Here is a 24,321-nt window from a genome sequence, read left to right as displayed (position 1 = left end):
CCTCATTCTGCAGGTGCGGCACCGGCGTCGCTGAGGGCGGCGCGGACGGGGTCGCGGACGGTGAAGACCTCGTGGGTGTCGGTGATCTCCAGCAGGCGCCTGGTCTGCTCGAACGGGGCGGCCAAGACCAGGGCGGTCGCGGCAGCGTAGGCGGCGAGGCGCGCGAGGGAAGCTGTCCGCCCGCTTATGATCCTGCCCCGCCGATGGGCTCGGAATCCACCCGGCCGCGGCCGCCGGAGTCGACCGCTCGACCGGCCTCGGCGACACTCTTGAGGATCATCGCGCCAGTCGGGGTAACCCACCAACCCGCATGCTCGTTGCCCAGAGGCCTCGCCGCCCCGGCTGTCCGCAGGCAACGCCGTGGGCGACGGGCTGATGGCGATCGTCTTCTGCGGAGGGCACCCGTGTGGCGTGTTGCTATGCCCGCGGCCCACCGAGGACGGTGTCGGTGGACAGTGGAGGCGGCTGTCTTTGCGCACCGGACGGAGAGGGCGTCGGCATGACGTTTCAGCATCCTGCTCGTAAGCATGGGAACGGTCGGCGCGGGCGGTTCGAGGAGTTCGCGGAGCTGGCGTCGAACTTCACCAGCTCGCCGCTGTTCGCGGCGCTGTGCCTGTGCTTGGTGGGGGCGGTCGTCGTGGTGCACGTGGCCGGGCTGCCGATCGGGTGGCAGCTTCTGGTGGGCGATGCGATGGGCGCGGTGACGCTGTTGCTGCTGGCGATGCTGAAGAACTCCGAGCGGCGGGCCGAGCATGCCATCCAGCGCAAGCTGGATGCGATCGTCCGGGCGATGCTGGAGCAGCACGAAGGCAAGCGCGGTCAGGCTTACGAGGATCTGAAGGCAGCCATCGGGATGGAGGAGCGGCTGTAGGGGCCTGGGAGGATTCAGGTCTGGGCGGCGATCGCGACGCACAGCACCGCGACGCCGAGGGCGAGCCAGGCGAGGTAGTCGCCGACGTGTCCGGAGTGCAGGCGGCGCAGCGCCCGCAGGGCTCGGGCAGCCACGTGCCGGTCGGCGGCGGGCCGGTGGAGGGCGGCCGTGGCCAGGGCGAGAGCGACGGCTGCGGACAGCAGGCCCAGCAGCACCCCGGTCACGGTCCAGTCTGCGACCGGCACGGGTCCGGGCGGCGTGTTAGCGTGGGTGAGGACGACGGCGGTGTAGCCGTCGGGGTCGGTGAAGACGGCCGCCCCACGGGCCAGGGCGGCGGGGATGGCGGGCAGGGAACCGACGAGGGCGGCGAGGCCGATCAGACCGGCCGGGACGACCGTCATGGTGTGCGGCAAGGCGCGCTGCGGGGAGCGGATCTCGGGTTCCTCGCCCTCGCCGGTGGTCTCGTCCTCGTCCGGTCGGCTGTGTGGGGCCGGGCCGGCGCCGAAGAAGATCCGCAGGGCCGCGCGGAGAGCGGCTGCGCCGGTGGCGGCGGAGGCCGCGACGAACACGGCGGGCAGCCACGGCTGCCAGTGGGCGGCGGCGTCCTCGCTCAGGGCCTTGCCAAGGCCGGTACCGAACGGCGGCGTGCCGGCCAGGGCCAGGGCGCCGGCCACGAACAGCACGCCGACGGTGCGCAGGTCGCGCGCCTTGCCGTGCAGGCCATGTTCATCGACGGAGCCGTAGCGGTCCAGAAGTACACCGGTGAGGGCGAACAGCGCGGCCTTCACCAGGCCGTGCGCGGCGACGTACACCGCGGTGCCGGTGGCGCCGTCGGGGGTGAGAAGGGCGATGGCGATGAGGAACAGGCCGACGTGGCTGATGGTGGAGAACGCGAGCAGACGCTTGAGGTGGCGCTGCTGCCAGCACATCAGGGCGCCGAGGAGTGCGGTCAGCACACCGATCGCGGTGAAGGTGGTGCGGAAGGCCTGGTGGGGGATGCCGCCCGGGCCGGAGAAGACGGTCCAGTAGACGCGGGCGATGCCGTAGACGCCGAGTTCGACCATGGCGCCGGACATCAGCATGCACACCGGGGTGGGCGCCACCGCGTGCGCGTCGGGCAGCCAGAAGTGGAACGGCACGGCGGCGGCCTTGACCAGTAGGGCGGTGGCGATCAGGGCGAACGCGGCCACGGTCAGCACGTCGGTGTGGTGGCCCGCGAGCTGCCGGCCGAGGCGGGCGAGGTTGAGTTCGCCGGTGCGGGCGTAGAGGAGGCCGATGCCGAGCAGGGAACAGTAGGCGGCGAAGGAGGTGACGATACCGAAGGTGAGCGCCCCGTGGAGCGGGCGGGGGTCTTCGATGCGGTAGCCGGTCAGGGCGTAGGCGGCGGCTCCCATGAGTTCGAAGAAGACGAAGGCGTTGAACAGGTCACCGGTGAGCGCGAAGCCGGCCATGCCGGCTTCGAACAGCAGGATCAGGGCGGGGAAGGTGCCGGCGTGCTCGCCGGTGGGTTCGTCGAAGTAGCGCCAGGCGTAGATGACGACCGCGAGGACCAGGACGGCGACGAGCAGCGCGAGTCCAGCGCCGATGGGGTCGGCGGCGAGCACGATTCCGAGGCGGGCGGGCCAGCCGCCCAGGTCGGCGGTAACGAGGCGCCCGTCGGTGCGTGTCCAGAGCAGGGCGAGGCACACTGCCTCGGCACCGGCGCAGGTGGTGGCCAGGATGTCGCAGCCGACCCGGGGTAGTCTGCGGCCGGCGACGGCGAGCAGGGCCGCCCCGAGCAGGGGAATGGCCACCGCGAGCGGCAGCAGGGCGGCTTCGGTCACGGTCAACCCTTGAGGCCGGTGAGGGCCTGCGGGTCGACGGTGTGGTGGCGTTTACGCAGTTGGATGGTGAGGGCGAGCAGCAACGCGGTGACGGTCGCGCCGACGACCACGTCGGTCAGGGCGAGGGCCTGCACGACGGGGTCGACGACGGGGCGGGTACCGGGGGTGAGGTCGGAGTAGACGGGGGCGGTCGCGCCACGCCGGTAGCCGACGGCGAGAAGCAGGAGGTAGGTGGAGGACTGGGCGACGGCGAGGCAGCCGATGGCGTGGATGAGGTTGCGGCTGGTGACCAGGCCGTACAGGGCGATGAGCAGGACCCATCCGGCGGCCAGGAAGGCCCACGTTCCCATCAGGTGTCTCCGTCTCTCTGCTGGTCGGGGTCGGTGAGTTCGACGGCCTGGTCGAGGAAGTGTGCGAGCAGGGCGATCAGGGCGCAGGCGACTTCGACGCCGACTGCGGCGTTGAGGACCGGGACGGTGCCGCCAGAGGTGATGGTGTTGAAGGTGCCCAGCGGCAGCACGTTCTTGAGGAACGCTCCGCCGGCGATCAGGCCGGCCAGGCCGACGAGGCTGTAGGAGGCGGCGGCGAGCGAGTCCGCGACGTCGAGGACGGCCAGCGGGCGCAGTTGCTTCAGGGCCCGGTAGTCCGCGGCCACGTAGGCCAGGTGCAGAGCGGTGGCGAGGACGACGCCGCCCTGGAAGCCGCCGCCGGGGCTCAACTGGCCGTGCGCGACGATGTAGACGCCCACGACCAGGGTGACCGGCAGCAGCAGCGCGCCGAAGAGGCGGGTCGTGGGCGTGACCCGCTCCGCTTCGGCGCGTCGGTGGCGTTCGTCGCGGGCCCGGCGCAGCAGCAGGGTCGCCCCGAGCACGGTGCCGAAGAGGATGGACTCCTCGCCGAGGGTGTCGAAGGCCCGGATGTCGAAGTTGACGGCGGAGACGACGTTGGCGGTGCGCCGGTCCAACGCCGCCACCACCGCCCGGTCCCCGTAGGGGTGGCTGTCCGTTCCGAACGGCGGGAGGTGAGTGCACGCGGCCGTGAAGAACGCGGCGATGACGGCGGCCGCTGCCAGGAACATCGTCAGCCGGGCGCGGGCCGTCACTCCTGTTCCCGTCCGTTGTCGCCGGCACCGGCCCGGTCGTTGGTGCGGGTGGGGCGGCGGGTGACCTTGCGTACGGTCAGCAGGATCAGCAGCGGGGTCAGCGCGGTGCCCACGGCGAGCTGGGAAAGGGCCACGTCGGGCGCCTGCAGCACCGCGAACAGCACCGCCAGGCCCAGACCGAGCACGGAGAGGACGACCGCCTGGCGGGCCGGGTCACGGGTGAGGACCGCCGTGGTGGCGGCGAGGACGACGAAGGCGACGACAACTCCGATCAGCCATGCGTTCACGGCCTGCTCACCTCTTCGGCCTCGGCTTGGCGGGTAGCACGGCCGATGGCAATCGTGGTGACCGTCCCGCCGACGGCGAAGACCAGGCCGATGAACAGCGTCTTGGCCGCCCCCCGGCCCGGTCCCTGGTCGACTGCCACGGCCGCGGCGATCAGCGGCACACCGGCCACCGAGGCCGGGGCCAGGGCGTGCAGGCGCGTCAGCGCTCCGCGCAGCCGTAGCACCGCGGCCGCGGACAGCAGCACGCACCCCACTCCGGCCCACAGCAGCACGAGCACGATCACATGGCGTGACGTCAATCCGAACTCCCTCCCCCGCACCCGGTGTGGCCGGCCGGGCGGGGCGCGGTCTCATCAGTTTTCGGGCGTGGAACCGTGCGGGTGGGCGTCGTGGGGGCGGCCGGCGACGAAGCGGGCGAAGACGAGGGTGCCGGCGGGAGCCAGGACGGCCAGCATCAGCGCGAGATCCTGGTAGGAGGACCGGTCGTACGCCATCGGGAGCAGCAGGAACACCGCGCCGGCCACGGTCGACAGCATCGACGCCCCGATCAGGCGGCGCACCGCGGTGCCTCGCGTCGCGACCCACAGGCATGCCGGCGCCGGGATCGCGAGCAGGACCAGGGCCGCCGCTGTCCAGGCGTTCACCGCGCGTCGTCCGTGCGGGCCACGGCCTCCTCGACCGGTCCCGGGGTCGGGCGCAGGGCGTGCACGATGACCTCGTCGTCGCGGGGCACATCGATCACGCAGGTGTCCGGGGAGGCGGCGAGCAGCGTGCCGGCCCACCCGGCTCCCGCTCCGGGGCGCAGCCGAATGCGCCGAACTCTCCCGCCTCGGTGATCAGGGGCCATCGCGGCCGTCAGCACGGCCAGACCGCGCACGACCGAGCCCGGCAGCGCGAGGAGCGCACGCACCGCGCCACGCCCTCCTCCGACGCGGACGCGTGCAGCCAGACGCATCCTGCGGGCCGCGACCGCCCCGCCCAACGCGGTAGGAACGGCCACCAGCAGCTCGACGGGCGAGACGGAGCCGATGAACACCACCGTCAGCCCCGTCAGCACAGCACCCCACATCACGATCTCCACCAGCCGGGCGAGCACCGGACCTCCTGTAGTCCCCGGGCCATTGTTCGGTTGCCGGCCACCCGGCGGCTCCGCGACGCAGACGGCGCCTCCACGTGCGCTGTCCAACGCCGGCCGTGTCATGGCCTCCGGGTCAGTCGGGAGGCTCCGACGGGCGGGGGTGGCCGGGCTCCGGCGAAGCAGGCTCCGTGGGCTCGCCCGGGCCGGGCGGGGCCGGCGGTTCAGGGGGTGGTTCGGGCGAGCCGGGAGGCGCGGGCGGATCCGGCGGCACCGGTGGCTCCACCGGTGCCGGCGGGCTGGGCGGCTGCGGCGGGGGCGACGGCGGAACCGGGGTGACGTCGGGGTCGGGCGGCACGGGAACAGTACCCACGTTCACCAGCTCCTATCGGCCCAGGGCGTGTTCGAGTTCCTTCTTGTTCATCTTCGAGCGCCCGTGGATGTTGCGCTGCCTGGCCTCGTTGTAGAGCTGCTCCTTCGTCGGCCCCTGGGCGCCGCTGTGCGACCGCAGCCCACCGCGACGGGAGGAGGACATGTCCTTCACCGAGCTGCGGCTGGCGGTCTTCGACTCCCCGTGCCGGGCCCGCTCCTTGTTCACGGTGCGGGCAGCGATCTCCTCGGCACGCTTCTCGCTCTCACCGCGCTCCAGCGCACTGTCCTTGATGTGCTCGTACTGCCGCTCCCGCTTGGGACTCGATCCGCGAGGCATGGTCACACACTCCTGTCCGATGACTGCGGGGTGCGGGTTCCCCGCATCCGTGAGAGGAACCCGCTACCGGCACCGGGCAAACCGGCTTGCACCCGTCCAGCCGCGCGCCCCAGCGCGTCGGCGAGGGCTCCGAGGGCGTGCGCCGCCTGCTGCTGGCGGCTGCGGTCCCGGGCCCGGCCATCGAACCGGCCGTGCGCCCCGAAGTCCCGCCGGGCATCCACCGGCTCGAACAGGTTGTCCGGGTCCGTGGCGCGGCGCCGACGGTCCTCCTGCTGGGAGTCGAAGCCCGTGCGGGCCAGGTAGCGGTCCAGCAGCCCGGGCACAACGGCGTTCGCCACCAGGGTCGCCACCGTGCTGCCGCCGACCCAGTACTCCCGCCGCCCGGGGTGGTCGGCGGCGAACAGCACGGCGCGGGCAGCGACCTCGGGCTGGTAGATCGGCGGAACCGGCTGCGCCCGACGGGGCAGGCGGGACCGGACCCAGTCGAACTGCGGGGTGTTGACGGCCGGCATCTGCACCATCGTGGTCCGCACCCGAGTACCGGAGGCGAGCAGTTCGCAGCGCAGCGCCTCGTTGAAGCCCTGGATGGCGTGCTTGGCGCCGCTGTAGGCGCTCTGCAGCGGGATGCCGCGGTAGGCGATCGCCGAACCGACCTGCACGATCGCCCCGGCATCCCGGGGCAGCATCCGGGCCAGGGCGGCCCGGGTGGCGTAGACGTAGCCGAGGTACGTGACCTCGGTGACGCGCCGGAACTCCTCCGGGGAGACCTCGGTGAACGGGGCGAAGACGGAGGCGAACGCGTCGTTGACCCACACGTCGATCGGCCCGAGTTCTTCCTCGGCCCGTTCGGCGGCGGCCTCCACCGCGTGTGCGTCGGCGACGTCGGCCTCGATGGCGATGACCTTGGCAGCGCCGGCCCGCTCGGCCTCGCGCACCGCCGCTTCGAGGCCGGTCCGGCCGCGGGCGATCAGCGCGAGCCGGTCCCCGCGGGCGGCGAACGCCTCGGCGGTCGCACGGCCGATGCCGCCGCTGGCCCCAGTGATGACGACGGTCCGGCAGGCAGTTTCCATACTGCTTCGGGTTTCCCGGAAACAGCGGGGCAAACGGCCCGACGCCACGTGCGTGGCCGGTCGTCGGGCCGTAGCGTCGACAGGGTGGACATGCCGGGGGCGTGAGTCAGGGAGGCTTCGATGCCGGCCGCAGCACTGTTCGATGTCGACGGCACACTGCTCGACACCAGTTACTGGCACACCGTCGCCTGGACCGAGGCGCTCGCCCAATTCGGCCACGCCCCGGCGATGGCCCGCGTCCACGGGGCGATCGGCATGGGCGGCGACCAGCTCCTCGACCACGTGCTGGGCGACCGCCGCGACCACGGCCAGGACGAGGCGATCAGCGCGGCGCACCAAGCGCTCTTCGCCCGGTTCTGGCCGCGCCTGCGGCCGTTCGACGGCGCCGGCGACCTGCTGCGGGAACTGAGACGGCGCGGCTGGACGATCACCCTCGCCTCCTCCGCCTCGGGGCGTGACCTGGAAGCGATGCGCAGGGTGCTGGCCGCCGACGACGCGATCGATCACGCCACCTGTGCGGACGACGTCGAGGCCAGCAAGCCCGCCCCCGACCTCGTCCACGCTGCTCTGGCCACGTCCGGCGCCAGGCCGGGCGAGGCGCTGTTCGTCGGCGACACCCCGTGGGACGTCCAGGCCGCCGCCGGGGCCCGGGTCACCTGCGTGGCGGTGCTCTCCGGCGGCTTCGGCGAGCGGGCCCTGCGCTCGGCCGGAGCCCTCGAGGTGCACACCGATGTCGGCGAACTCCTCGCCCGCCTCGATTCCAGCGCCCTCGCGGACCCGACGCACTTCCAGCCCGTACGCGGCTGAGCGCACAGCCGTGGACGACTCCCCCGACGGCGGGTACGCGGTCTCCGCAGAGTTCTACGATCTCCTGCAGGCCGAGACCGACCGCCGTCTGGCCGAGCGGCGCTTCGCCGCGGCCGCCACGCGGTCCTTGATGTCGGCGCCGGGACCGGCACTGCCACCGAAGTCCTGCTGCGCGCCTCCAATGTGCCCGTCCACGCCGTCGAACCGGCCCCGGCCATGCGCGCCGCCCTTCTCTCGCGCCTGGCCCACCTCGGGGCGGACCAGCGCGCTCGTGTCACCGTGCACCCCGAGCCCCTCGCGGCGGCAGGCCTGACGGCCGTGGCGGACCTGGCCGTCGCCTCCAACGTGATCGCCTGTCTGGACCCCCCGACCAGGCGGGCCACGTGGAAGGCGATCTCGGCAGCCCTCCTGCCCGGTGGCCTGCTCCTGTTCGATCCGCCGCCCGCCGGCCTGCCGAGAGGGTGCGAGGCGGCGGGACGGCTCGGTCCGGTGCGGGTCGGCCCCGACCTGTACAGCGCCGACGTCACCCGCCGGCCCCATCGCGGGGTCCTGCGCGTGGTCTTCACCTACCGCGTCGAGCGAGAGCGGGCACTCCTGCGCGAGGCCCGGGAGGCGTTCGACGTGTGGCCTGCCCCGCCCGAGCGGCTCACCGAGGAACTCGAAGCCGCAGGACTGCACGTTGTGCAGGCGCCCGGATCCGACCTCGTGGCGGCTCGCCGCCCCGCTCTCTAGATCCGACCTCGCCCGCCTGCGGGCATCACGTTCCGGGTGCCACTGCTGCTGGACGGCCCACAGCAACGAGCGTTCGACCGGAACTCGGATGAACCACAAGCCCAGCTCCGGTCACTCACCACCGTCATCGGCGGCTGACTGGTCGCCGCCGGCCAGCGCCCACCCCACAATACTTCCGCCGTACACGGTGAAGCCCACCCCGATCAGCCAGGACTGGACCACCAGGACCGCGCCGACCGTGCCGTAGGAGACGGCGTTGGAGACCAGCAACGGGGCGAAGACCAGCCGGGAGAACAGCCGGAGGCCGGCCAGGGCGACCATCGTGGCCACCGCCCCGGGCACCAGTCCCCGCCGCGGGGCTCGGGCCCCGAGCAGAAAGCGCGGAAGCCACCAGAACAGCAGCAGACCTCCCAGCACCGTGGCGAGGATCCGCAGGGTCGGTTGGACGGCAGCATGCCGCCACGGCACGCCGCTCCACGCCGCGAGGACGAGATAGCCGGTCAGCCCGGCCAGCGCGACGACTTGGCGCCACACCCGGTGCCACGGTCCTCGCGGCAGGCCCCAGATCCGCTCGTAGGCGCCCTGCATCGCACCCGTCAGCGAGACGCCGAAGAAGGCCAGCGCGGCGAGGCTGAACCCGGTGGTCGTGCTGAGGACCTGCCCGCGTGAAGTGAACAGCGTCTCGACGGCCTGGCCACCGCGTGGCGACAGCCCCAGGCCGTCGGTGATCCACTGGGCGATCCCGTTGCCGCGGGCAGGGGAGGCCGCCGCGATGACCATGAGCAGCGGCACCAGGGTCACGAAGAACAGCGCGGCGAAGGCCAGCGAACGCTGCATCAGCTCGATCTCCCGCCCGCGCCCCCACGCGCGCCCGCACACAGAGCGCAACCGGTGCCAGGCCGCTCTCACAGGGCACGCCTTCGCACGCCGGTCAAGCGCCAGAACCTGAGGCATCCGGCCAGCGCCGAACGTCCCGGCGCCGCGAAGTACCTTGCTGTGCCACCGCAACCACCTCGGCCTCCCGAAGGCGTCTGCGCCCGAAGGGGGCACCTGCCGGGGCCGGACGCCATAGATTGGACGGCCCCGGTCAGCGGTTCAGGGCGGGCAGGACCAGCTCACGGTAGGCGTCGAAGAAGACCTCCTGATCGGGGCCGATCTGTCCGACGTAGACCTCGTCGAACCCGGCGCGCGCATATGCACGCGTTGTCTCCACGTGCTCCTCCACATCGTCACCGCAGGTGACCTCGTCGGCGACCATGTCGCGGGTGACGAGCTGACTTGCCTGTTCGAAATGCGCCGGGGTGGGCAGGAGCTGGGCGAGTTCGCCGGGCAGCAGCTCGGTCGGCCACAGCCGGTGCACCACGTCCACGGCCGCTTCCCGGTTGCTGCTCCAGCACACCTTCACGCCGCCCACCACCTTCTTGCCCTGGCCCCCGGCCTCCCGGAACGCACCCACGAGGTCGGCGTCCGGGGTCATGGTGACGAACCCGTCCCCGATCCGGCCGGCCAGTTCGGCGGCCTTCGGCCCGAAGGCGGAAACGTACACCGGTGGCTGCTGGTCCGGGGCGGTGTAGAGGCGGGCGTTGTCGACGGTGTAGTGCCGGCCGCTGTGGCTGACCGGTTCACCGGTGAACAACTTGCGCATCACCTCGACGGCCTCCTCCAGCATCTCGGCCCGCACCTCGAACGACGGCCACGCATCGCCGTGGATGTGCTCGTTCAACGCCTCCCCCGTCCCGACACCGAGAGCGAAGCGCCCATCCAGCAGAACGCTGGAGGTGGCGGCGGCCTGCGCGGTCACCGCCGGATGCAGCCGAACCGTCGGACAGGTCACCAGCGTGGTGACCGGCAGCGAGACGGCCTGCGACAACGCCCCGATCACCGACCACACGAACGCGCTGTTGCCCTGTGCGTCGTTCCACGGATGGAAGTGATCGGAGACCGCCAATCGGGTGAACCCGGCCTGCTGCGCACGGCGGGCCTGGTTGATCAGCTCCGCTGGGGAGAACTCCTCACACGACAGGAAGTAGCCGTACTCGGTCAATCGGAATCTGCTCCTTCGTGAACGTCCTCCCCCGTTCGGGAGGCGGCGGCCACCCGGGCACTGCCGCCACCACGCTAGGCCGAAGGTCCTTCGAGTGGTCCCTGACAGCGCCGCACGGCCACCGGACTCGACCGCGAACGGGTTAAGCCGGCGAACGGGCAGAGCCCACTGGCCTCGCCCCGACGAGTACGGACGGCCAGTTGGCGCCATACGTCCAGGCCTGCCCGCGCAGCGGGACCGGGACTCCTCCAGGACGGGCGGGTCTCCCAGGCGATTCGGCTCGGGTTCAGCGCTGTGGGAACCGGTGCTGTTCGATCAGGCGGACGAAGTCGTCCCAGTACAAGGGGCCGGGCTGCCGGTCCGGGCCACCGAGGGCAACTCCGGCGATGTGCTCCGCGCCGGGGGCCCCTGCGGCCCGCACGAGCGCCGCGCCGGTGCCGAGCGCGGCCACCGGTTTGCCGTGCCGCAGTGCCTCGTTGACGAACCGGACGGCGTCCGGATTCACGACGAGCGCGTCCTCTGTGCCGTCCGGGACGACCACGGCGTCGTACAGCACCGAGGCAGTGGTCGCCAACGCCCGGTCGACCTCCACGTCTTGGCCGTTGCTGCCGCCCACGCTCCCGCCGTGCCGGGCCAGAGTCTCCACCGTGGCACCCTCGGCCTGCAGGCCGGTGCGCGCGGCACGCACCTGGGCGGCGTCCACGCCCTGCGCCACCAGGACGGCGACCTTGCGGGTTCGGATGCCCGTACCGCGCAGGTTCTCCAGGCTCAGCGCGGGCGAGACCCGCTCCCCTGCTGCTGTTTCGGCCTCGCCCTTCTCGCGGGACCGATCGGGCGCGGGCTCGCCGATACGGCAGGCGACCTCCACAGCAAGCTCCTCGTCCACGCGGGTCAGATTCGCAACCATCCGGCGCCGCACGACCTGGTCCCCGACCTTGCCGAGCTCGAAGGAGAACACGGCGATGATGTGCTCCCGCTCCCAGTCGGCCATACTGCGCCAGAACAGCGCGGCCTGACTGTAGTGGTCGGCGAAGCTGGGGCTGCGGCGACGGATCGCACGGCCGTCGACCTGCTCCTGGTAGTGCTCGAACACACCCTCGGACAGTCGGCTGCCACCCAGGGTGGCCGGGCATCCACCGCCGACCGAGTTCGGCGCGTAGCTCGTCCCGGGGTGGATCACCTGCTGGCCGTAGCCGTCGCGCTGGTTGGTGTGCACCTCGGTAGTGCGCCGAACCCGGGAGTCGCGCCATCGCGGCTGATATCCCGCCCCCAAACCGGGCACCCGCGAAAGCAAGTGCAGCATTTCCTCCGCATCGGCGAAGGACCGCATCGGAGGAGGGGGAAGAAACGGAGGTCATGGTGATCGTCCTCGGAGTCATCCTCCTTGTCATCGGATTCGTCACCGGAATCGGCATCCTGTGGACCATCGGCATCGTCCTGGCCCTCATCGGCCTCATCCTGTGGATCATGGGCGCGGTCGGCCACGAGGTCGGCGGCCGCCGCCACTACTGGTAGGCACCAGCGAACCAGCCACTGGCCCTGTGGAGGCAGCGCAGCCCTGCTGGGCCACGACACCAGCCATACGCCGCACACGTGGACGGTTCGGTTCAGGCCGTGTGCCTGCACCGGTTCTCCGTTGGTCAATGACCTGGCGTCGACGCCGGCCGTGCCGACTCCGGTCGCCTTGCTGCCGGTGACACGAGCCTTTCCGCATCCGTCAGGGGCGCAGGCAGGACGATGCCGCCGCAGGCAGGACGATGCCGCCGGGACTCGCCAGCGGCACCGTCGCTGCTGCAGCGTGCGGGTGAGGCGGATCACAACGGGCTCAGTGACCGGGTGCGAGCGTGGCGGCGGCTTCGAGCATCAACCCGTGAACGAACGCTTGGGGCAGGTTGCCGCGCAGCTGGCGTTGGGCGACGTCGAACTCCTCCGCATAGAGGCCGGGCGGACCGCAGGCTGCACGGTTGCGTTCGAACCAGCGCACCGCATCCACGTCGTTGTGCTGCTGATGCTCCGCCAGGGCCATGACGAATCCGCACAGCAGGAAGGCGCCCTCGGCGTCCTGAAGAGGCCTCCTGTCGTGGCGGAACCGGTAGACGTAGTGGTCCTGCACGAGATCGGCGCGCACCGCTCGCAGGGTAGCGACGGTGCGCGGGTCTTCGGGAGGCAGGGCGCCGCGGATGGCGGGCAGCAGCAGGGCCGCGTCCACGCCCGTCCGGGTCGGGGAGCGCTGCCACCGGCCGGTGGGATGCAGGCAGTCGGCGGAGGTCTCCGCGAGGATCGCATCCGCCAGCGCCTGCCAGCCGGCGGCGCGCCCGCTGCCGGCCCGGGGTGCTGCGGCGGCGATCGCTCGAAGGGCGGCCGCGCAGATCAGGCGGCTGTGCGCCCACCGGTCGTCGTGCAGTTCCCAGATCCCGGCGTCCGGCTCGCGATGCCGGGTGGCGATCACGTCGGCGGCGGTGAGCGCGGCGTGCCAGCCGTCGGGGTCGAGCCGGTCGTGGCGGGCGGCGGCGGCAAGCAGCAGCAGGCTCTCCCCGAACACGTCGAGCTGGAACTGGCGGTTGACGTGGTTGCCGACGACGTCGAAGCCACCTGGGTAGCCGGGCAGGTCGAGGGTGCGCTGGTCGGGTACCGCCGCACCGGTCACGGTGTAGGCGGGCGCGAGAGCCGGACCGTGTTCGAGCAGACGGGCGGTGACGAACCGTACGGACTCGTCCAGCAGCGCGTGCGGCCCCGCGGCGGCGACGGCCTGGCCGATGTAGGCCTGGTCGCGGATCCACACGTACCGGTAGTCGTAGTTGCGGCCCGTCTCGGCGCGTTCGGGCAGGCTGGTGGTGGCCGCTGCCACCGTGCCGCCTCCGGGACCTGTGAGGCCGGCCAGGACGCTGTAGGCGTGCCGGGCGTCGCGCCGGCCCAGCGTGTTCGCTAGGTCGGGCACGCGCGCGGTCCAGGCCGCTTCGGTGGACCGCCACAGCACGTCGGCCGCCTCCGGTTCGGGCAGGGGCCGATCGGAGATCTCCAGGACGAGGTCGTGGTGCTCACCGGTCTCCAGACGCATCATGGCGGACAGCGCCGCATCGCCCGGCCGGGCGTCGGGCGCTCCGCTCCAGCGCACATACAGTTTTCCGGCCCGTGCCGTCCAACGCCCCTGCCCGTCCCGGCGCACCTTGCGCAGCCGGTGTGTGCCGAATCCGGGGGCCGGGTGCAGGTGGACGTCGAGGCGGGCGTCGCCGTCGACCGCCAGGATCCGGCGCAGCACCACCGCACGGTGCCGGTCGCCGGGGTAGGCGAGGGCTTCGCGGCATTCGACGACGCCGGTGATGGTGATCCAGCGGCTGCGCCAGATGAGGCTGCCGCTCTCGTAGTAGCCGCCCCAGACGAACGGGTCCGTGGGGGTGACGGTGTACCAGCCCGGGCCACCGATCAGGGTGGCGAAGACGGCGTCGCTGTCCCAGGTGGGTGCGCACATCCACACGATGTCACCGCGCGGTCCGACCAGGGCGCCGCGCTCGCCGTCCGCGAGCAGGGCGTAGTCACGCAGGGCGTGAGGGGCGGGAGAGCCCTCGATGGGGGCGGTCACGTTCTCGTCTCCTGGGGTACAGCGGTGCGGGCCGCGTGTCCGCGGCCGGATGGACGCGGAGCGCCGGGAACGTGCACGGTCTGCGGAGGCCGGCGGCCGTCGTCGAGAGCGAGCCGGGTCTCCTCAGGCGCGGACACGGTAGCGCTCCGCCACCTCGGTGCGGAGGGCCAGGCCGAGGCCTGGCTCCCCGCTGTGGCCCGGGCGGACCAGTCCCCCGTCCGGGCTGAGGGTTCCCTCGAAGAGGAGGTTCTCGATCCGGACGTGGTCGTGGAACCATTCCAGGTGCCGCAGGTTCGGCACGGCGGCCGCAGCGTGTGCGTGGACGTGCGGGGCGCAGTGTCCGGACAGTTGGAGTCCGTGGGCCTGGGCCAGGGCCGCTGCGCGCAGCCAAACGGTGATGCCGCCGCAGCGGGTGACATCCGCCTGCAGGCAGTCCACGGCCGAGGCCATGCGGGCGAAGTAGGGCAGGTCGTATCCGTACTCGCCGGCCGCGACGTCGCAGGTGACGGCGTCGCGGACGTGGGCGAGGCCGGTGAGGTCATCGGAGGAGACGGGCTCCTCGAACCAGCTCGCCCCCAGGCCGGCCAGCGCCCGTCCGACGCGGACGGCCTGTTTGCGGGTGTAGGCGCCGTTCGCGTCCACGTACAGGGCGGCGTCGTCGCCGACCGCCTGCCGGGCCTGCTCGGTGCGTTCCAGGTCGCGCCGTTCCCGGCGACCCCAGCTCTCGCCGATCTTGATCTTGAATCGGTGGAAGCCCTGTTCGACCCAGCCCGCGAGCTGCTCGGCGAGTTGCCGGTCGGTGTAGGTGGTGAAGCCACCGCTGCCGTAGAGGGGAACCTCGCGGCGGGCGGCGCCGAGCAGGTCGACCAGGGGCAGGCCGAGCAGGCGGGCCTTGAGGTCCCAGAGGGCGATGTCGACGGCTGAGATCGCGCCGGCGACCAGCCCCGGGCGGCCGACGTTGCGCACCGTGCGGCTCATCGCCTCGTTGGCGGCCGGGACGTCGAACGCCGGGCGGCCGATGACCGTGTCCCGGAGGTGCCCGGTGATCACCTGGGCGGTGGCGGGGGCGCCGTAGGTCCAGCCCAGGCCAGTGGTGTCCCCGCTGCGGGCACCGACGAGGATCATGGTGGTGGAGTCCCAGGCGAGAGTGCCGTCGGCTTCCGGAGTGTCGGTGGGGACGTCGAGGACCTGCACGTGCAGGGCCTCCACGGTGTCGGCGACGGTCATGGCGTCTCGTCGGCCGCGTGCTGGGCGGCGGCGCGGGCGAACTGCAGGAAGTCGGCGCCGGCCAGGGCGGCCAGGGTGGCGGTGGCGAGCCTGGTGGCGCGCGGGGCGAAGACGGACCCGGCAGTGCCTGCGGTGGCGACCCACAGGCCGGTGCAGAACGGGCAGGTGACCAGCTCGCCGACGGCCTTACGGGCTCCGGTGCCGCGCACGTCCTCCTCCAACTCGGCCGGGCCGGATGTGCCTTCGAAGCGGGTGAACGGCGCGCGCAGCGGGCTGGTGACCGGGTCCTTGGCGATCAGGCGGGAGAGCTGATGGGTGGCCAGCGCGTTCAGGGCGACGTCCCACGGAGTCGGGCAGGGCAGCTCTCGGCGAAAGACCCGGGCGGCTGCGGCGGTGCCGAGCACCGCGGTGGCGTAAAGGGCCATGAGACCGGTGTAGGCCGCGAGCGGGCGGTCGTTGTCGCCGGTGTAGGCGCGGGCTTCGCGGTGGAGCCGCTCGTGCAGGGACCGCATGGTCTACCTCCTCCTGGCGCGATGGCGCCGCACGGCGGCAGCACCGGCCGCCGCCAGGCCTGTCATCGCGCCCGCGACACCTGCGGTCAGCAGGCCGGCCACCGCGTCGCGGGGTTGCGGGCGCGGGATCGTCTTCTCGGGATGGTCGGCGGGCAGCGGCCCGTCCAGCGCCAGGGCGAGGGCCTCGGCCACGTGCACGGCCAGCCGTCCGGTTGAGGACTGTTCGATCTGGGTGCGGCAGCTGAAGCCGTCGGCCAGGACGAAGGCGCCGGGGGCGGTGTCGCGCACGGCCGGGAGGACGCCTTGCTCGGCAATGGCCTGGGACAGGTCGTAGTGACCTTGCTCAAAGCCGAAGTTGCCGGCCAGGCCGCAGCAGCCCGCGTCGAGCACATTCGCGTCCAGGCTCGCGCGGCGCATCAGCTCCCGGTCGGGGTCGGTGCCGAGGACGGCGTGCTGGTGGCAGTGGGTCTGCACGGTCGCCGCCCGGCCGATCCGGGGCGGTTGCCAGCCGTGGGGGGTGTGGTTGACGAGGTGTTCGGCGAAGGTGCGCGTCTGCGCGGCCAGGCGGGCGATGTCCTGGTCGCCGTCGAGCAGGTCGGGGGCGTCCGCGCGGAAGACCGCGGTGCAGGAGGGTTCGAGCCCGATGATCGGGGTGCCGGCCTCCAGCCATGGGCGCAGGGTCCGGATGGTGCGTTCGAGGACGCGACGGGCGGTGGCGAGCTGCCCGGTGGAGATCCAGGTCAGGCCGCAGCACACCGGCCCCTCGGGTACGGCGACGTGGAAGCCGGCGTCCTCCAGGACGCGGACGGCGGCGTCGGCCACGTGCGGCTGGAAGTGGTTGGTGAAGGTGTCCGGCCAGAGCAGGACGGTGCGCGGATCGCGCGGATCGGGCTCCGCCCAGCCCTGCCGATGCCGGATTTCCTGGAACGATTCGGCGGCGAAGAGAGGTGCGGCGCGGCGCGGGTCGATGCCGGCCATCCGCTTTCCCAACCGTGCGAGGCCGGGGGCGTGCAGGGCGGCATTGGCCAGGCCCGGCGCCGTGCGGGCCAGCCGTGCCCACAGCGGGAGCCAGCCCATCGCGTAGTGGGCGGCCGGGCGCACGCGGCCCTGGTAGTGGTGGGCGAGGAACTCGGCCTTGTAGGTGGCCATGTCGACGCCGACCGGGCAGTCGGACTTGCAGCCCTTGCAGGCCAGGCACAGGTCCAGTGCGTCGCGGACCTCGGTGGAGCGCCATGCGCCGGTGACCGGGGAGTCGTCGTGGCCGCCGAGCATCTCGAACAGCAGCCGTGCCCGGCCGCGGGTGGAGTGCTCCTCCTCGCCCGTCGCCCGGTAGGAGGGGCACATCACCCCGCCCTGGTGGGTGCGGCAGTTGCCGATGCCCACGCAGCGCAGTACCGCGCGGGTGAAGTCGTGGCCGTCATCGGGATACGCGAAGTGCGTCCGCTGCGGTTGGGGCCGCCAGCCGGCGCCCAGGCGCAGGTTCTCGTCGACGCGGTGGGGGTGGACCACCTTGCCGGGGTTCATCCGGTCGCCCGGGTCGAACAGGGCCTTGACCTCGCCCATCGCCTCCACGAGCGCGGGGCCGAACATGCGGGGCAGGAGTTCGCCGCGGGCCTGCCCGTCACCGTGCTCACCCGACAAGGAACCGCCGTAGGAGGCGACCAGGTCGGCCGCGTCGAACAGGAACGCCCGGAACGCCTCGATGCCCTTGCCCTCGCGCAGCTCGAACGGGATCCGGGTGTGGACGCAGCCCTGCCCGAAGTGCCCGTACAGGGAGGCCTGCTGGTAGCCGTACCGGTCGAACAGCCGCTCCAGGTCGCGCAGGTAGTCACCGAGCTTCTCCGGGGCGACGGCGGAGTCCTCCCAGCCCTCCCACGTCTCGGAGCCGTCCGGCGGGCGGGCGGTCACGCCCAGACCCGCCTCGCGGGCCCTGAGCATCTCCTGCTCCCGCGGGGGATCGTCGGACAGCGCCACCGACGGGTCGCCCTCGTCGCGGCCGATCGCCCCCAGCAGCTCGTACGCCCGCGCGTCCGCCTCCTGCTTCGTGTCGCCGGTGAACTGGACCAGCAGCCAGCTGTCGCCCTCGGGCAGGCTCTCCAGCGAGTCCAGGTAGGCGTGCTCCTCGCGCATCAGCTGCGCCATGCGCCCGTCGATGGCCTCCAGCTGGGTGGGGCGGCTGTGCTCGAGCAGGTCGGGGACGGCGTCGGCGGCCTTGTAGATGTCGTCGAAGCCCAGGACCAGCAGGGCCTCCGCCGCCGGCACCTCGACCAGGTGCAGTTCGGCGTGCAGGAGCGTCACCAGGGTTCCCTCGCTGCCGACCAAGGCGCGGGCCACGTCGAAACCGTGCTCCGGTAGCAGGGCGTCCAGGTTGTAGCCGGAGACCCGGCGCGGGATCTTCGGGTACCCACGCCGGATCTCGGCCAGGTGGCGCCCGGTGATGTCCCGCAGCCCTTGGTAGAGCCGGGCGCGCGGTCCGGCTTCGGCCGCGATCCGCGCGTACTCGTCCTCGCTGGTGGGGCCGGCCCAGAACCGGGTGCCTTCGTAGGTGAGGACTTCCAGGCGGTGGACGTTATCGGCGGTCTTGCCGTAGGCCTGGGCGGACGCCCCGCAGCTGTTGTTGCCGATCATGCCGCCCAGCGCGCAGTGGCTGTGCGTGGACGGCTTCGGCCCGAACATGAGCCCGTGCGGAGCGAGTTGGAGGTTGAGTTCGTCCAGGACGATGCCCGGCTCGACCACACAGGTCCGTGCTGTGGGGTCCACCGAGACCAGGCGGTTGCAGTACTTGGTCCAGTCGATGACCACCGCCTCGTTGGTGCACTGCCCCCCGAGACTGGTACCGCCTCCGCGGGACAGCACCGGGGCGGCGAACCGGGAGCAGACACCCACTGCGGCAGCGCCGGCCTCGACCGTGCGGGGCACGACCACGCCGAGCGGGACCTGGCGGTAGTTGGAGCCGTCGGTGGCGTACGCGCCGCGGCTGCCCGCGTCGAAGCGGACCTCGCCGTCCACCTCGGTCCGCAGGGCCCGCTCGAGTGCGGCCAGATCCACCTCCTGGCGCCCGGACACCGGTCAGCTCCGTCCGCTGCCGGGCAGAAACTCCTGGACCTTCGCCTTGACGCCCTGCTGGACCACCGATCCCCGGTCACTGTCGCCCCTGAGCACCGACAGGGCGGCAGCCTTGATCTGGTCCCAGGTGGCGTGCGGCGGGATCGGTGGCACCGCCGGGTCGGTGCGGAAGTCGATGACGAACGGCCGGTCCGCAGCCAGTGCCTGGCGCCACGCCGGCTCCACGTCCTCCGGCTTCTCCACCCGTACGCCGCCCAGACCGAACGTCCGGGCGATGTCGGCGTAGCGCACGTCCGGAAGGCTCTGCGAGGGTTCGAACTGCGGCGCGCCCTGCATCGCCCGCATCTCCCAGGTGACCTGGTTCAGGTCGTGGTTGTTCAGCACCGCGACGACCATGCGCGGGTCGGCCCACTCCCGGTAGTACTTCGCTGCGGTGATCAGCTCCGCGAGGCCGTTCATCTGCATGGCGCCGTCGCCGACGATCGCGATCGCGGGCCGGTCCGGGTGGGCGAACTTCGCGCCGATCACGTAGGGCACCCCCGGCCCCATGGTCGCCAGCGTGCCCGACAGCGAGCCGCGCATGCCGCCGCGCATCCTCAGGTGGCGGGCGTACCAGTTCGCCGCGGACCCCGAATCCGCGGCAAGGAGCGCGTTGTCGGGCAGCAGCGCGTCGAGGGTGTGGACGACGTATTCGGGGTTGATCGGGTCGGCGGACACATCGGCTCGGCGCTGCATGACCTCCCACCAGCGCGCCGTGTTGTCCTCCACCGTCTTGCGCCATGTGCCGTCCGACTTGCGCTCCAGCAGCGGAAGCAGCCGGCGCAGCGTCGAGCCGGCGTCGCCGACGAGGTTGACCTCGAACGGGTAGCGCAGCCCGATCATGGACGGGTCCAGGTCGATCTGCACCGCGCGTGCCTGGTCGAACTCGGGCAGGAACTGGGTGTAGGGGAAGCTGGAGCCGACCACGAGGAGGGTGTCGCAGTCGCGCATCATCTCGTAGGACGGGCGGGTGCCGAGCAAGCCGATCGAGCCGGTGACGTACGGCAGGGTGTCGGGCAGCGCGTCCTTGCCGAGCAGGGCCTTCGCCACCCCGGCGTCGAGCAGGTCGGCGACCTGCTCGACCTCGGCCCGGGCCGAGCGGGCGCCCTGCCCGATCAGCATCGCGACCTTCTCCCCGGCGTTGAGGATCTCCGCCGCCCGGGCGAGGTCCGCCTCGGCCGGTACCGGGGCGTAGTGCGGGACGCCGAGGCTGGAGGGGACCTGCTTGAACGCGTGCGCCGGCGCCTCGTAGTCGAGTTCCTGGACGTCGGCAGGGATGATCACCGCGGTGACCGTGCGGCGGGTCGCCGCGATGCGCATGGCGCGGTCCAGCACGTTGGGCAGCTGAGCCGGCACGGTGACCATCTCGCAGAACTCCGAGGCCACGTCCTTGTACAGGCTGAGCAGGTCGACCTCCTGCTGGTACGAGCCGCCCATGGCGCTGCGGTCCGTCTGCCCGACGATCGCGACGACCGGGACGTGGTCGAGCTTGGCGTCGTAGAGGCCGTTGAGCAGGTGGATCGCACCCGGCCCGGAGGTGGCTACGCACACCCCGGTGCGGCCGGAGAACTTCGCGTACCCGACGGCCTGGAAAGCGGCCATCTCCTCGTGCCTGGCCTGGATGAACCGCGGCCGGTCCTCCGCCCGGCCCCAGGCCGCGAGCAGCCCGTTGATGCCGTCCCCGGGATAGGCGAAGACGTACTCCACCTCCCAGTCGCGCAGTCGCTCCAGCACGTAGTCGGAAACCTTCATCACCGAACTCCTCCACAGCGCGGGCTGGCTCCTGGTGGGCGGACGAGCCCCGGAGAGCGGCTAACCGCTCGCGCCGCGATGAAACCGCCGTGGGTGAACCGCCCGGTGTCCCGCGCAGTATCACCTGCCGGCCCGCAGGCCGCGGGCAGGCATGCCGGGCACAGCACAGTCGCTGCCCCGGACGGGGGCCCGGCGGCGACCGGTCGAGGTTCCGGTGGAACGGATGGCCCAGCCCCACGGCCGAGAACAGGCGGCTGCGAGTGTCGCGTTCAGGGCCATTCGCCGGGTATGCGCCTTTTTGAGATACGGGTGGTCCGTCAGGGACCGGACACGAGGAGGCGAAGCCGATGGCTGTGAGACACGTCCTGATCGAGCGGGCTCCGCAGGCGGTGTGGAGCGTCTTGGGCGATCCGACCGCGTACGGCCGGTGGGTGCCCGGCACGGAGCGAACCCGCCCGGGTGAAGGCCGATGGCCTGCAGTCGGGTCGAGCCTGCGCTACACCGTCAGCGCCGGCCCGTTCCGCTTCGAAGGCCACACCGCCGTACGTGTGTGCGACAGTGGGCACCGGCTGGAACTGGAGGCTTTCGCCGGACGGCTCGGCACCGTCCGGATCGCCATCGAGCTGATCGCGTGGGGCGACGCCACCCTGGTGATCGTCGACGAGCACCCGCTGCGGGGCCTGGGCGGGAGCCTCCACACGGCCCCCGCGGACCTGGTGCTGGATCTGCGCCACCGTCGGCTGCTCGCCCGCCTCGCCCGCACGGTCGAGCAGGCGCCCCGGGCGGCCGACCTGGAAACGTCCGCGCCGGGGGGAGGTCCGTCATGGCCGACGCCGTCGTGATCGGGGCCGGGCCGAACGGTCTGGTCGCCGCGAACGTGCTGGCCGACGCCGGCTGGAAAGTAGAGGTGCTGGAGGCCCAGGATCAGGCCGGCGGCGCTGTCCGCAGCGACCGCGGCGTCCACTCCGACTACGTCAGCGACCTGTTCAGCTCGTTCTACCCGCTGGCGGCCGCCTCGCCGGTGATCGCGGCCCTGCGCCTCGAAGAGCACGGCCTCGCCTGGAGCCACGCGCCGATCGTGCTCGCCCATCCCCTGCCCGACGGCCGCTGCGCCCTGCTGCAGCGCGGGCCGGAGGCCAACAGCGACGACATCGGGCGGAACTTCGGCCGGCCGGACGCACTCGCCTGGCGACGGCTGTCACAGCTCTGGCAGGACCTGGACCCGTACCTGGTGAGGGCGATGTTCGCGCCGTTCCCGCCGGTACGCGCCGGCCTGGCGCTGGCCTCGCGTCTCCGGGCGCCGGGCCTGCTGCGGCTGGCCCGCTTCGCGGCGCTGCCCGTACGGCGACTGGCCGAGGAGGAGTTCGACCGGGACGGCCCGGGGCTGCTGCTGGCTGGCTGCGCGCTGCACGCCGATCTGCTGCCCGAATCGCCGGGCAGCGCCGCCTTCGGCTGGCTCATGGCCATGCTCGGCGAGCAGTACGGCTGGCCGGTACCGGTCGGCGGAGCACGCGCCCTCAGCGGCGCGCTGGTGCGGCGTCTGGAATCGCGCGGAGGCACGATCCGCTGCGGTACCCCGGTCAGCGAGGTCGTCGTCCGCGCCGGCCGCGCGCTGGGCGTCCGCACCGCCCAGGGGGACTACGTCCGCGCGCGCCAAGCCGTGCTCGCCGACGTGCCCGCCCCGCACCTGTACGGCCGCCTGGTCCAGGAAGGGCACCTGCCGCCCGGATTCCGCGACGCCGTACGCCGCTTCCAGTGGGACTTCGCGACCGTCAAAGTCGACTGGGCCCTCGACGCGCCGATCCCCTGGACCGCCGAGCAGGCGCACCGGGCCGGCACCGTCCACCTCGGCGCCGACTGGACGGAACTGAGCGACTACGCACTCCAGGTCAGCACCGGCCGTCTGCCGGCCCGCCCCTTCGGGCTGCTCGGCCAGATGACCACCGCCGACCCGTCCCGCTCACCCGCGGGCACCGAGTCGGCCTGGATCTACACCCACGTCCCCCAGCACATCGCCGACGACCTCGGGCCCGACGGCATCACCGGGTCCTGGGACGACAGGGAAAGCGAAGCCATCGCCTGGCGCCTGGAAGCACAGGTCGAACGCTTCGCCCCCGGCTTCACCGACCGGATCCAGGCCCGGCGCGTACTCACCCCGCCGGTACTGGAACACCTGGACCAGAACCTGGTCGGCGGGGCGATCAACGGCGGCACCACGGCCCTCCACCAGCAGGCACTCCTGCGCCCGGTACCCGGCACGGGGCGGCCCGAGACCCCCATCCAGCGCCTCTACCTCGCTTCCGCCTCGGCCCACCCGGGCGGTGGCGTGCACGGCGCCTGCGGCGCGAACGCCGCCCGCGCCGCGCTGCGCGCCCAGGGAGCCCTGACTGGCCGGCTGCTGCGACCCGTCCTGGCCGGCGCCCAGCGGGCCCTGGCCGATACGGGCGGGAGGTGAGGCCGCGCGACGCCGTCGGCCGGACGGGACGCCGAGACGGGACCCGCAGCCCGGGCAGGCCGGGATTGCAGGGGCTGTCATCGCGGGGGGCGGCCACCGCCGCCGAGGTCACCCTGCCCGGACACGGCAGCCCGGCGCGCGGCGGCCGTGCGGCGCAGCACGACCTGGGGCAGGACGAGCCAGCTGGTGGCGAACCAGACCAGACAGGCCGCGCTGAGGCCCCAGGCGGCGGCCGGGTTGCCGGTGGCGGTGCGCAGCAGGAGCAGCAGCGCGGCGGCGATGGTCAAGGCCAGGGTGGTGAGTCCGATGGCGATGAGGCGACTGGCGACGTGGACCAGTTCGGGTTTCATGCCGTGGCCGGTGAGGAGGCGGTGGAAGGCCACGGGCGCGATCAGGGCTCCGGTGGCGACGGCGCCGAGGACGACGGTGGCGACGTAGAGGTTCTTGTCGAAGTCGGGCAGGGCGGCGAAGCGCGGGGTGAAGGCCACGCCGATGAGGAATCCGAAGAGGATCTGTGCGCCGGTCTGGCACACACGGACTTCCTGGAGCATTTCGCTCCAGAGCCGGTCGGCCCGCTGCTGGGGCGTCTCGTCCCGGCCCGGTGCGCCGTCGTTCTTCGTCAACGAATCCTCCCCGCCTACGGGCGGTGCTTGTAGCGGCTGGCCCGGACCCGTACGCGCAGCAGTTACTCGCCATGGGGCGGGGCGATGGAGCGGGGTGAAGGCGGCGGCGGCCAGGACCGGCGCTGGTTACTGAGAGACGCAGGTCAGGGGCGGTCCTCGTGGTGGCCGCACAGCCACGCCAGCGCCTGGTAGGTACCCAGGGCGTACGCGGCGTCCGTACGTTCCTCCAGGGCATCGCGAAGACGGACCGCGGCGGCCTGGCATTCGGCCAGCAGCTGCGCCCGGCACGGCCCGGTGGCCCCGAGCGCGGCAACAGCGGTGACCGGTGCCGCAATCTGGGCTCCGGTGGCCCACCGGTAGGCCCCCAGGACCCCGTGGTCGAACCCGCCCCAGGGCTGGGGGCGCCGACTGGCGGTCTCGATCGCGTCGAACACCTCGTCCAGCAGGCGCACCCCCACGGCCGGGATCGTTGTCTCATCACTGGTCATGCCCGCAACCTACGACGACTCGCGGCCACCCGCCGCCGGGCCCAACAGCCGGATAGTGG

At 72.6% G+C, this 24,321-nt stretch carries 26 protein-coding genes; 6 read left to right on the top strand and 20 right to left on the bottom strand.

The genetic code is table 11. The features are described 5' to 3' along the window. Nucleotides 1-2: 2 nt before the first annotated feature. Complete coding sequence (locus tag ACFVVA_RS19765) at nucleotides 3-125, bottom strand: hypothetical protein (RefSeq protein ID WP_387691137.1); 123 nt, start codon at nucleotides 123-125, stop codon at nucleotides 3-5. A gap of 374 nt (nucleotides 126-499) precedes the next feature. On the opposite strand from ACFVVA_RS19765, the gene ACFVVA_RS19760 reads away from it, so the two are divergent. After that, the gene (locus ACFVVA_RS19760; RefSeq protein ID WP_387691135.1) at nucleotides 500-871 is read left to right on the top strand and encodes a low affinity iron permease family protein; all 372 of its coding nucleotides are present in this window, start codon (nucleotides 500-502) and stop codon (nucleotides 869-871) included. Nucleotides 872-885: 14 nt separating this feature from the next. On the opposite strand, the gene ACFVVA_RS19755 is transcribed toward ACFVVA_RS19760, so the two are convergent. The 9 genes from ACFVVA_RS19755 to ACFVVA_RS19715 form a co-directional block, all read right to left on the bottom strand. Next, on the bottom strand, nucleotides 886-2,694 hold the full coding sequence (locus ACFVVA_RS19755) for a complex I subunit 5 family protein (RefSeq protein WP_387691133.1): 1,809 nt from the start codon (nucleotides 2,692-2,694) through the stop codon (nucleotides 886-888). A 2-nt stretch (nucleotides 2,695-2,696) separates the two neighbouring features. Beyond that, nucleotides 2,697-3,044: a sodium:proton antiporter gene (locus ACFVVA_RS19750; protein ID WP_387691131.1), complete on the bottom strand. Its 348-nt coding sequence runs from the start codon at nucleotides 3,042-3,044 to the stop codon at nucleotides 2,697-2,699. Next, the gene (locus ACFVVA_RS19745; RefSeq protein WP_387691129.1) at nucleotides 3,044-3,796 is read right to left on the bottom strand and encodes an MnhB domain-containing protein; all 753 of its coding nucleotides are present in this window, start codon (nucleotides 3,794-3,796) and stop codon (nucleotides 3,044-3,046) included. Before ACFVVA_RS19745 ends, ACFVVA_RS19750 begins: the two co-directional genes overlap by 1 nt. After that, on the bottom strand, nucleotides 3,793-4,083 hold the full coding sequence (locus ACFVVA_RS19740) for a Na(+)/H(+) antiporter subunit B (RefSeq protein WP_387691128.1): 291 nt from the start codon (nucleotides 4,081-4,083) through the stop codon (nucleotides 3,793-3,795). The genes ACFVVA_RS19745 and ACFVVA_RS19740 overlap by 4 nt, the downstream gene beginning before the upstream one ends. Beyond that, on the bottom strand, nucleotides 4,080-4,382 hold the full coding sequence (locus tag ACFVVA_RS19735; RefSeq protein WP_387691126.1) for a cation:proton antiporter: 303 nt from the start codon (nucleotides 4,380-4,382) through the stop codon (nucleotides 4,080-4,082). The genes ACFVVA_RS19740 and ACFVVA_RS19735 overlap by 4 nt, the downstream gene beginning before the upstream one ends. 54 nt (nucleotides 4,383-4,436) lie before the next feature. Next, on the bottom strand, nucleotides 4,437-4,727 hold the full coding sequence (locus tag ACFVVA_RS19730) for a monovalent cation/H+ antiporter complex subunit F (protein WP_387691124.1): 291 nt from the start codon (nucleotides 4,725-4,727) through the stop codon (nucleotides 4,437-4,439). Next, nucleotides 4,724-5,179, bottom strand: coding sequence for a hypothetical protein (locus tag ACFVVA_RS19725; RefSeq protein WP_387691123.1), 456 nt, complete (start codon nucleotides 5,177-5,179; stop codon nucleotides 4,724-4,726). The genes ACFVVA_RS19730 and ACFVVA_RS19725 overlap by 4 nt, the downstream gene beginning before the upstream one ends. Nucleotides 5,180-5,543: 364 nt before the next feature. Further along, nucleotides 5,544-5,867 (bottom strand): plasmid stabilization protein, encoded by a 324-nt coding sequence (locus ACFVVA_RS19720; RefSeq protein ID WP_359904079.1) that lies wholly within the window; start codon nucleotides 5,865-5,867, stop codon nucleotides 5,544-5,546. Between the two features lie 2 nt (nucleotides 5,868-5,869). Next, nucleotides 5,870-6,937, bottom strand: coding sequence for an SDR family oxidoreductase (locus ACFVVA_RS19715; protein WP_387691121.1), 1,068 nt, complete (start codon nucleotides 6,935-6,937; stop codon nucleotides 5,870-5,872). Between the two features lie 120 nt (nucleotides 6,938-7,057). Here ACFVVA_RS19715 and ACFVVA_RS19710 point away from each other — a divergent pair, with 120 nt between their 5' ends. After that, on the top strand, nucleotides 7,058-7,744 hold the full coding sequence (locus ACFVVA_RS19710) for an HAD family hydrolase (RefSeq protein ID WP_387691119.1): 687 nt from the start codon (nucleotides 7,058-7,060) through the stop codon (nucleotides 7,742-7,744). A 165-nt stretch (nucleotides 7,745-7,909) separates the two neighbouring features. Then, complete coding sequence (locus ACFVVA_RS19705) at nucleotides 7,910-8,476, top strand: methyltransferase (protein ID WP_387691237.1); 567 nt, start codon at nucleotides 7,910-7,912, stop codon at nucleotides 8,474-8,476. A 111-nt stretch (nucleotides 8,477-8,587) separates the two neighbouring features. Here the strand turns inward: ACFVVA_RS19705 and ACFVVA_RS19700 are convergent, their stop codons facing one another. The 3 genes from ACFVVA_RS19700 to ACFVVA_RS19690 all read right to left on the bottom strand — a co-directional run bounded on the left by ACFVVA_RS19700 (nucleotide 8,588) and on the right by ACFVVA_RS19690 (nucleotide 11,736). Continuing rightward, nucleotides 8,588-9,313, bottom strand: a complete 726-nt coding sequence (locus tag ACFVVA_RS19700; RefSeq protein WP_387691117.1) for a ribonuclease BN — start codon at nucleotides 9,311-9,313, stop codon at nucleotides 8,588-8,590. 250 nt (nucleotides 9,314-9,563) lie between these two features. Beyond that, complete coding sequence (locus tag ACFVVA_RS19695; protein ID WP_387691115.1) at nucleotides 9,564-10,520, bottom strand: TIGR03557 family F420-dependent LLM class oxidoreductase; 957 nt, start codon at nucleotides 10,518-10,520, stop codon at nucleotides 9,564-9,566. Nucleotides 10,521-10,806: 286 nt separating this feature from the next. Then, the gene (locus ACFVVA_RS19690; RefSeq protein ID WP_387691113.1) at nucleotides 10,807-11,736 is read right to left on the bottom strand and encodes a catalase-related domain-containing protein; all 930 of its coding nucleotides are present in this window, start codon (nucleotides 11,734-11,736) and stop codon (nucleotides 10,807-10,809) included. Between the two features lie 143 nt (nucleotides 11,737-11,879). Here ACFVVA_RS19690 and ACFVVA_RS19685 point away from each other — a divergent pair, with 143 nt between their 5' ends. Beyond that, complete coding sequence (locus ACFVVA_RS19685) at nucleotides 11,880-12,035, top strand: DUF6131 family protein (protein WP_380460921.1); 156 nt, start codon at nucleotides 11,880-11,882, stop codon at nucleotides 12,033-12,035. A 310-nt stretch (nucleotides 12,036-12,345) separates the two neighbouring features. Here ACFVVA_RS19685 and ACFVVA_RS19680 read toward each other — a convergent pair whose 3' ends face one another. The 5 genes from ACFVVA_RS19680 to ACFVVA_RS19660 all read right to left on the bottom strand — a co-directional run bounded on the left by ACFVVA_RS19680 (nucleotide 12,346) and on the right by ACFVVA_RS19660 (nucleotide 20,696). Beyond that, nucleotides 12,346-14,100: a glycoside hydrolase family 15 protein gene (locus ACFVVA_RS19680; protein WP_387691111.1), complete on the bottom strand. Its 1,755-nt coding sequence runs from the start codon at nucleotides 14,098-14,100 to the stop codon at nucleotides 12,346-12,348. Between the two features lie 123 nt (nucleotides 14,101-14,223). Further along, nucleotides 14,224-15,327 (bottom strand): enolase C-terminal domain-like protein, encoded by a 1,104-nt coding sequence (locus tag ACFVVA_RS19675; RefSeq protein ID WP_387691109.1) that lies wholly within the window; start codon nucleotides 15,325-15,327, stop codon nucleotides 14,224-14,226. Further along, the gene (locus ACFVVA_RS19670; RefSeq protein ID WP_387691107.1) at nucleotides 15,324-15,839 is read right to left on the bottom strand and encodes a DUF1360 domain-containing protein; all 516 of its coding nucleotides are present in this window, start codon (nucleotides 15,837-15,839) and stop codon (nucleotides 15,324-15,326) included. Before ACFVVA_RS19670 ends, ACFVVA_RS19675 begins: the two co-directional genes overlap by 4 nt. A 3-nt stretch (nucleotides 15,840-15,842) precedes the next feature. Next, nucleotides 15,843-18,905 carry an FAD-binding and (Fe-S)-binding domain-containing protein gene (locus ACFVVA_RS19665; RefSeq protein WP_387691105.1) on the bottom strand — a complete coding sequence of 1,021 codons (3,063 nt, stop codon included), beginning with the start codon at nucleotides 18,903-18,905 and terminating at the stop codon, nucleotides 15,843-15,845. 3 nt (nucleotides 18,906-18,908) lie between these two features. After that, a complete protein-coding gene (locus ACFVVA_RS19660; RefSeq protein WP_387691103.1) occupies nucleotides 18,909-20,696 on the bottom strand; it encodes a thiamine pyrophosphate-requiring protein in 1,788 nt (595 codons plus the stop codon). Nucleotides 20,697-21,043: 347 nt separating this feature from the next. On the opposite strand from ACFVVA_RS19660, the gene ACFVVA_RS19655 reads away from it, so the two are divergent. Beyond that, nucleotides 21,044-21,538 (top strand): SRPBCC family protein, encoded by a 495-nt coding sequence (locus ACFVVA_RS19655; protein WP_387691101.1) that lies wholly within the window; start codon nucleotides 21,044-21,046, stop codon nucleotides 21,536-21,538. Next, nucleotides 21,520-23,151: a phytoene desaturase family protein gene (locus ACFVVA_RS19650; RefSeq protein ID WP_387691099.1), complete on the top strand. Its 1,632-nt coding sequence runs from the start codon at nucleotides 21,520-21,522 to the stop codon at nucleotides 23,149-23,151. Before ACFVVA_RS19655 ends, ACFVVA_RS19650 begins: the two co-directional genes overlap by 19 nt. Before the next feature lie 77 nt (nucleotides 23,152-23,228). On the opposite strand, the gene ACFVVA_RS19645 is transcribed toward ACFVVA_RS19650, so the two are convergent. Next, a complete protein-coding gene (locus ACFVVA_RS19645; protein ID WP_387691097.1) occupies nucleotides 23,229-23,774 on the bottom strand; it encodes a DUF6328 family protein in 546 nt (181 codons plus the stop codon). 143 nt (nucleotides 23,775-23,917) lie between these two features. Continuing rightward, nucleotides 23,918-24,262, bottom strand: coding sequence for a hypothetical protein (locus ACFVVA_RS19640; protein WP_387691095.1), 345 nt, complete (start codon nucleotides 24,260-24,262; stop codon nucleotides 23,918-23,920). Nucleotides 24,263-24,321 lie beyond the last annotated feature (59 nt).

Origin of the sequence: Kitasatospora sp. NPDC058048, from assembly GCF_042885555.1 — a bacterium.
GTDB classification, from domain to species: Bacteria; Actinomycetota; Actinomycetes; order Streptomycetales; family Streptomycetaceae; genus Kitasatospora; species Kitasatospora lactacystinica.
This window is presented reverse-complemented; position numbering and strand designations above follow the sequence as displayed.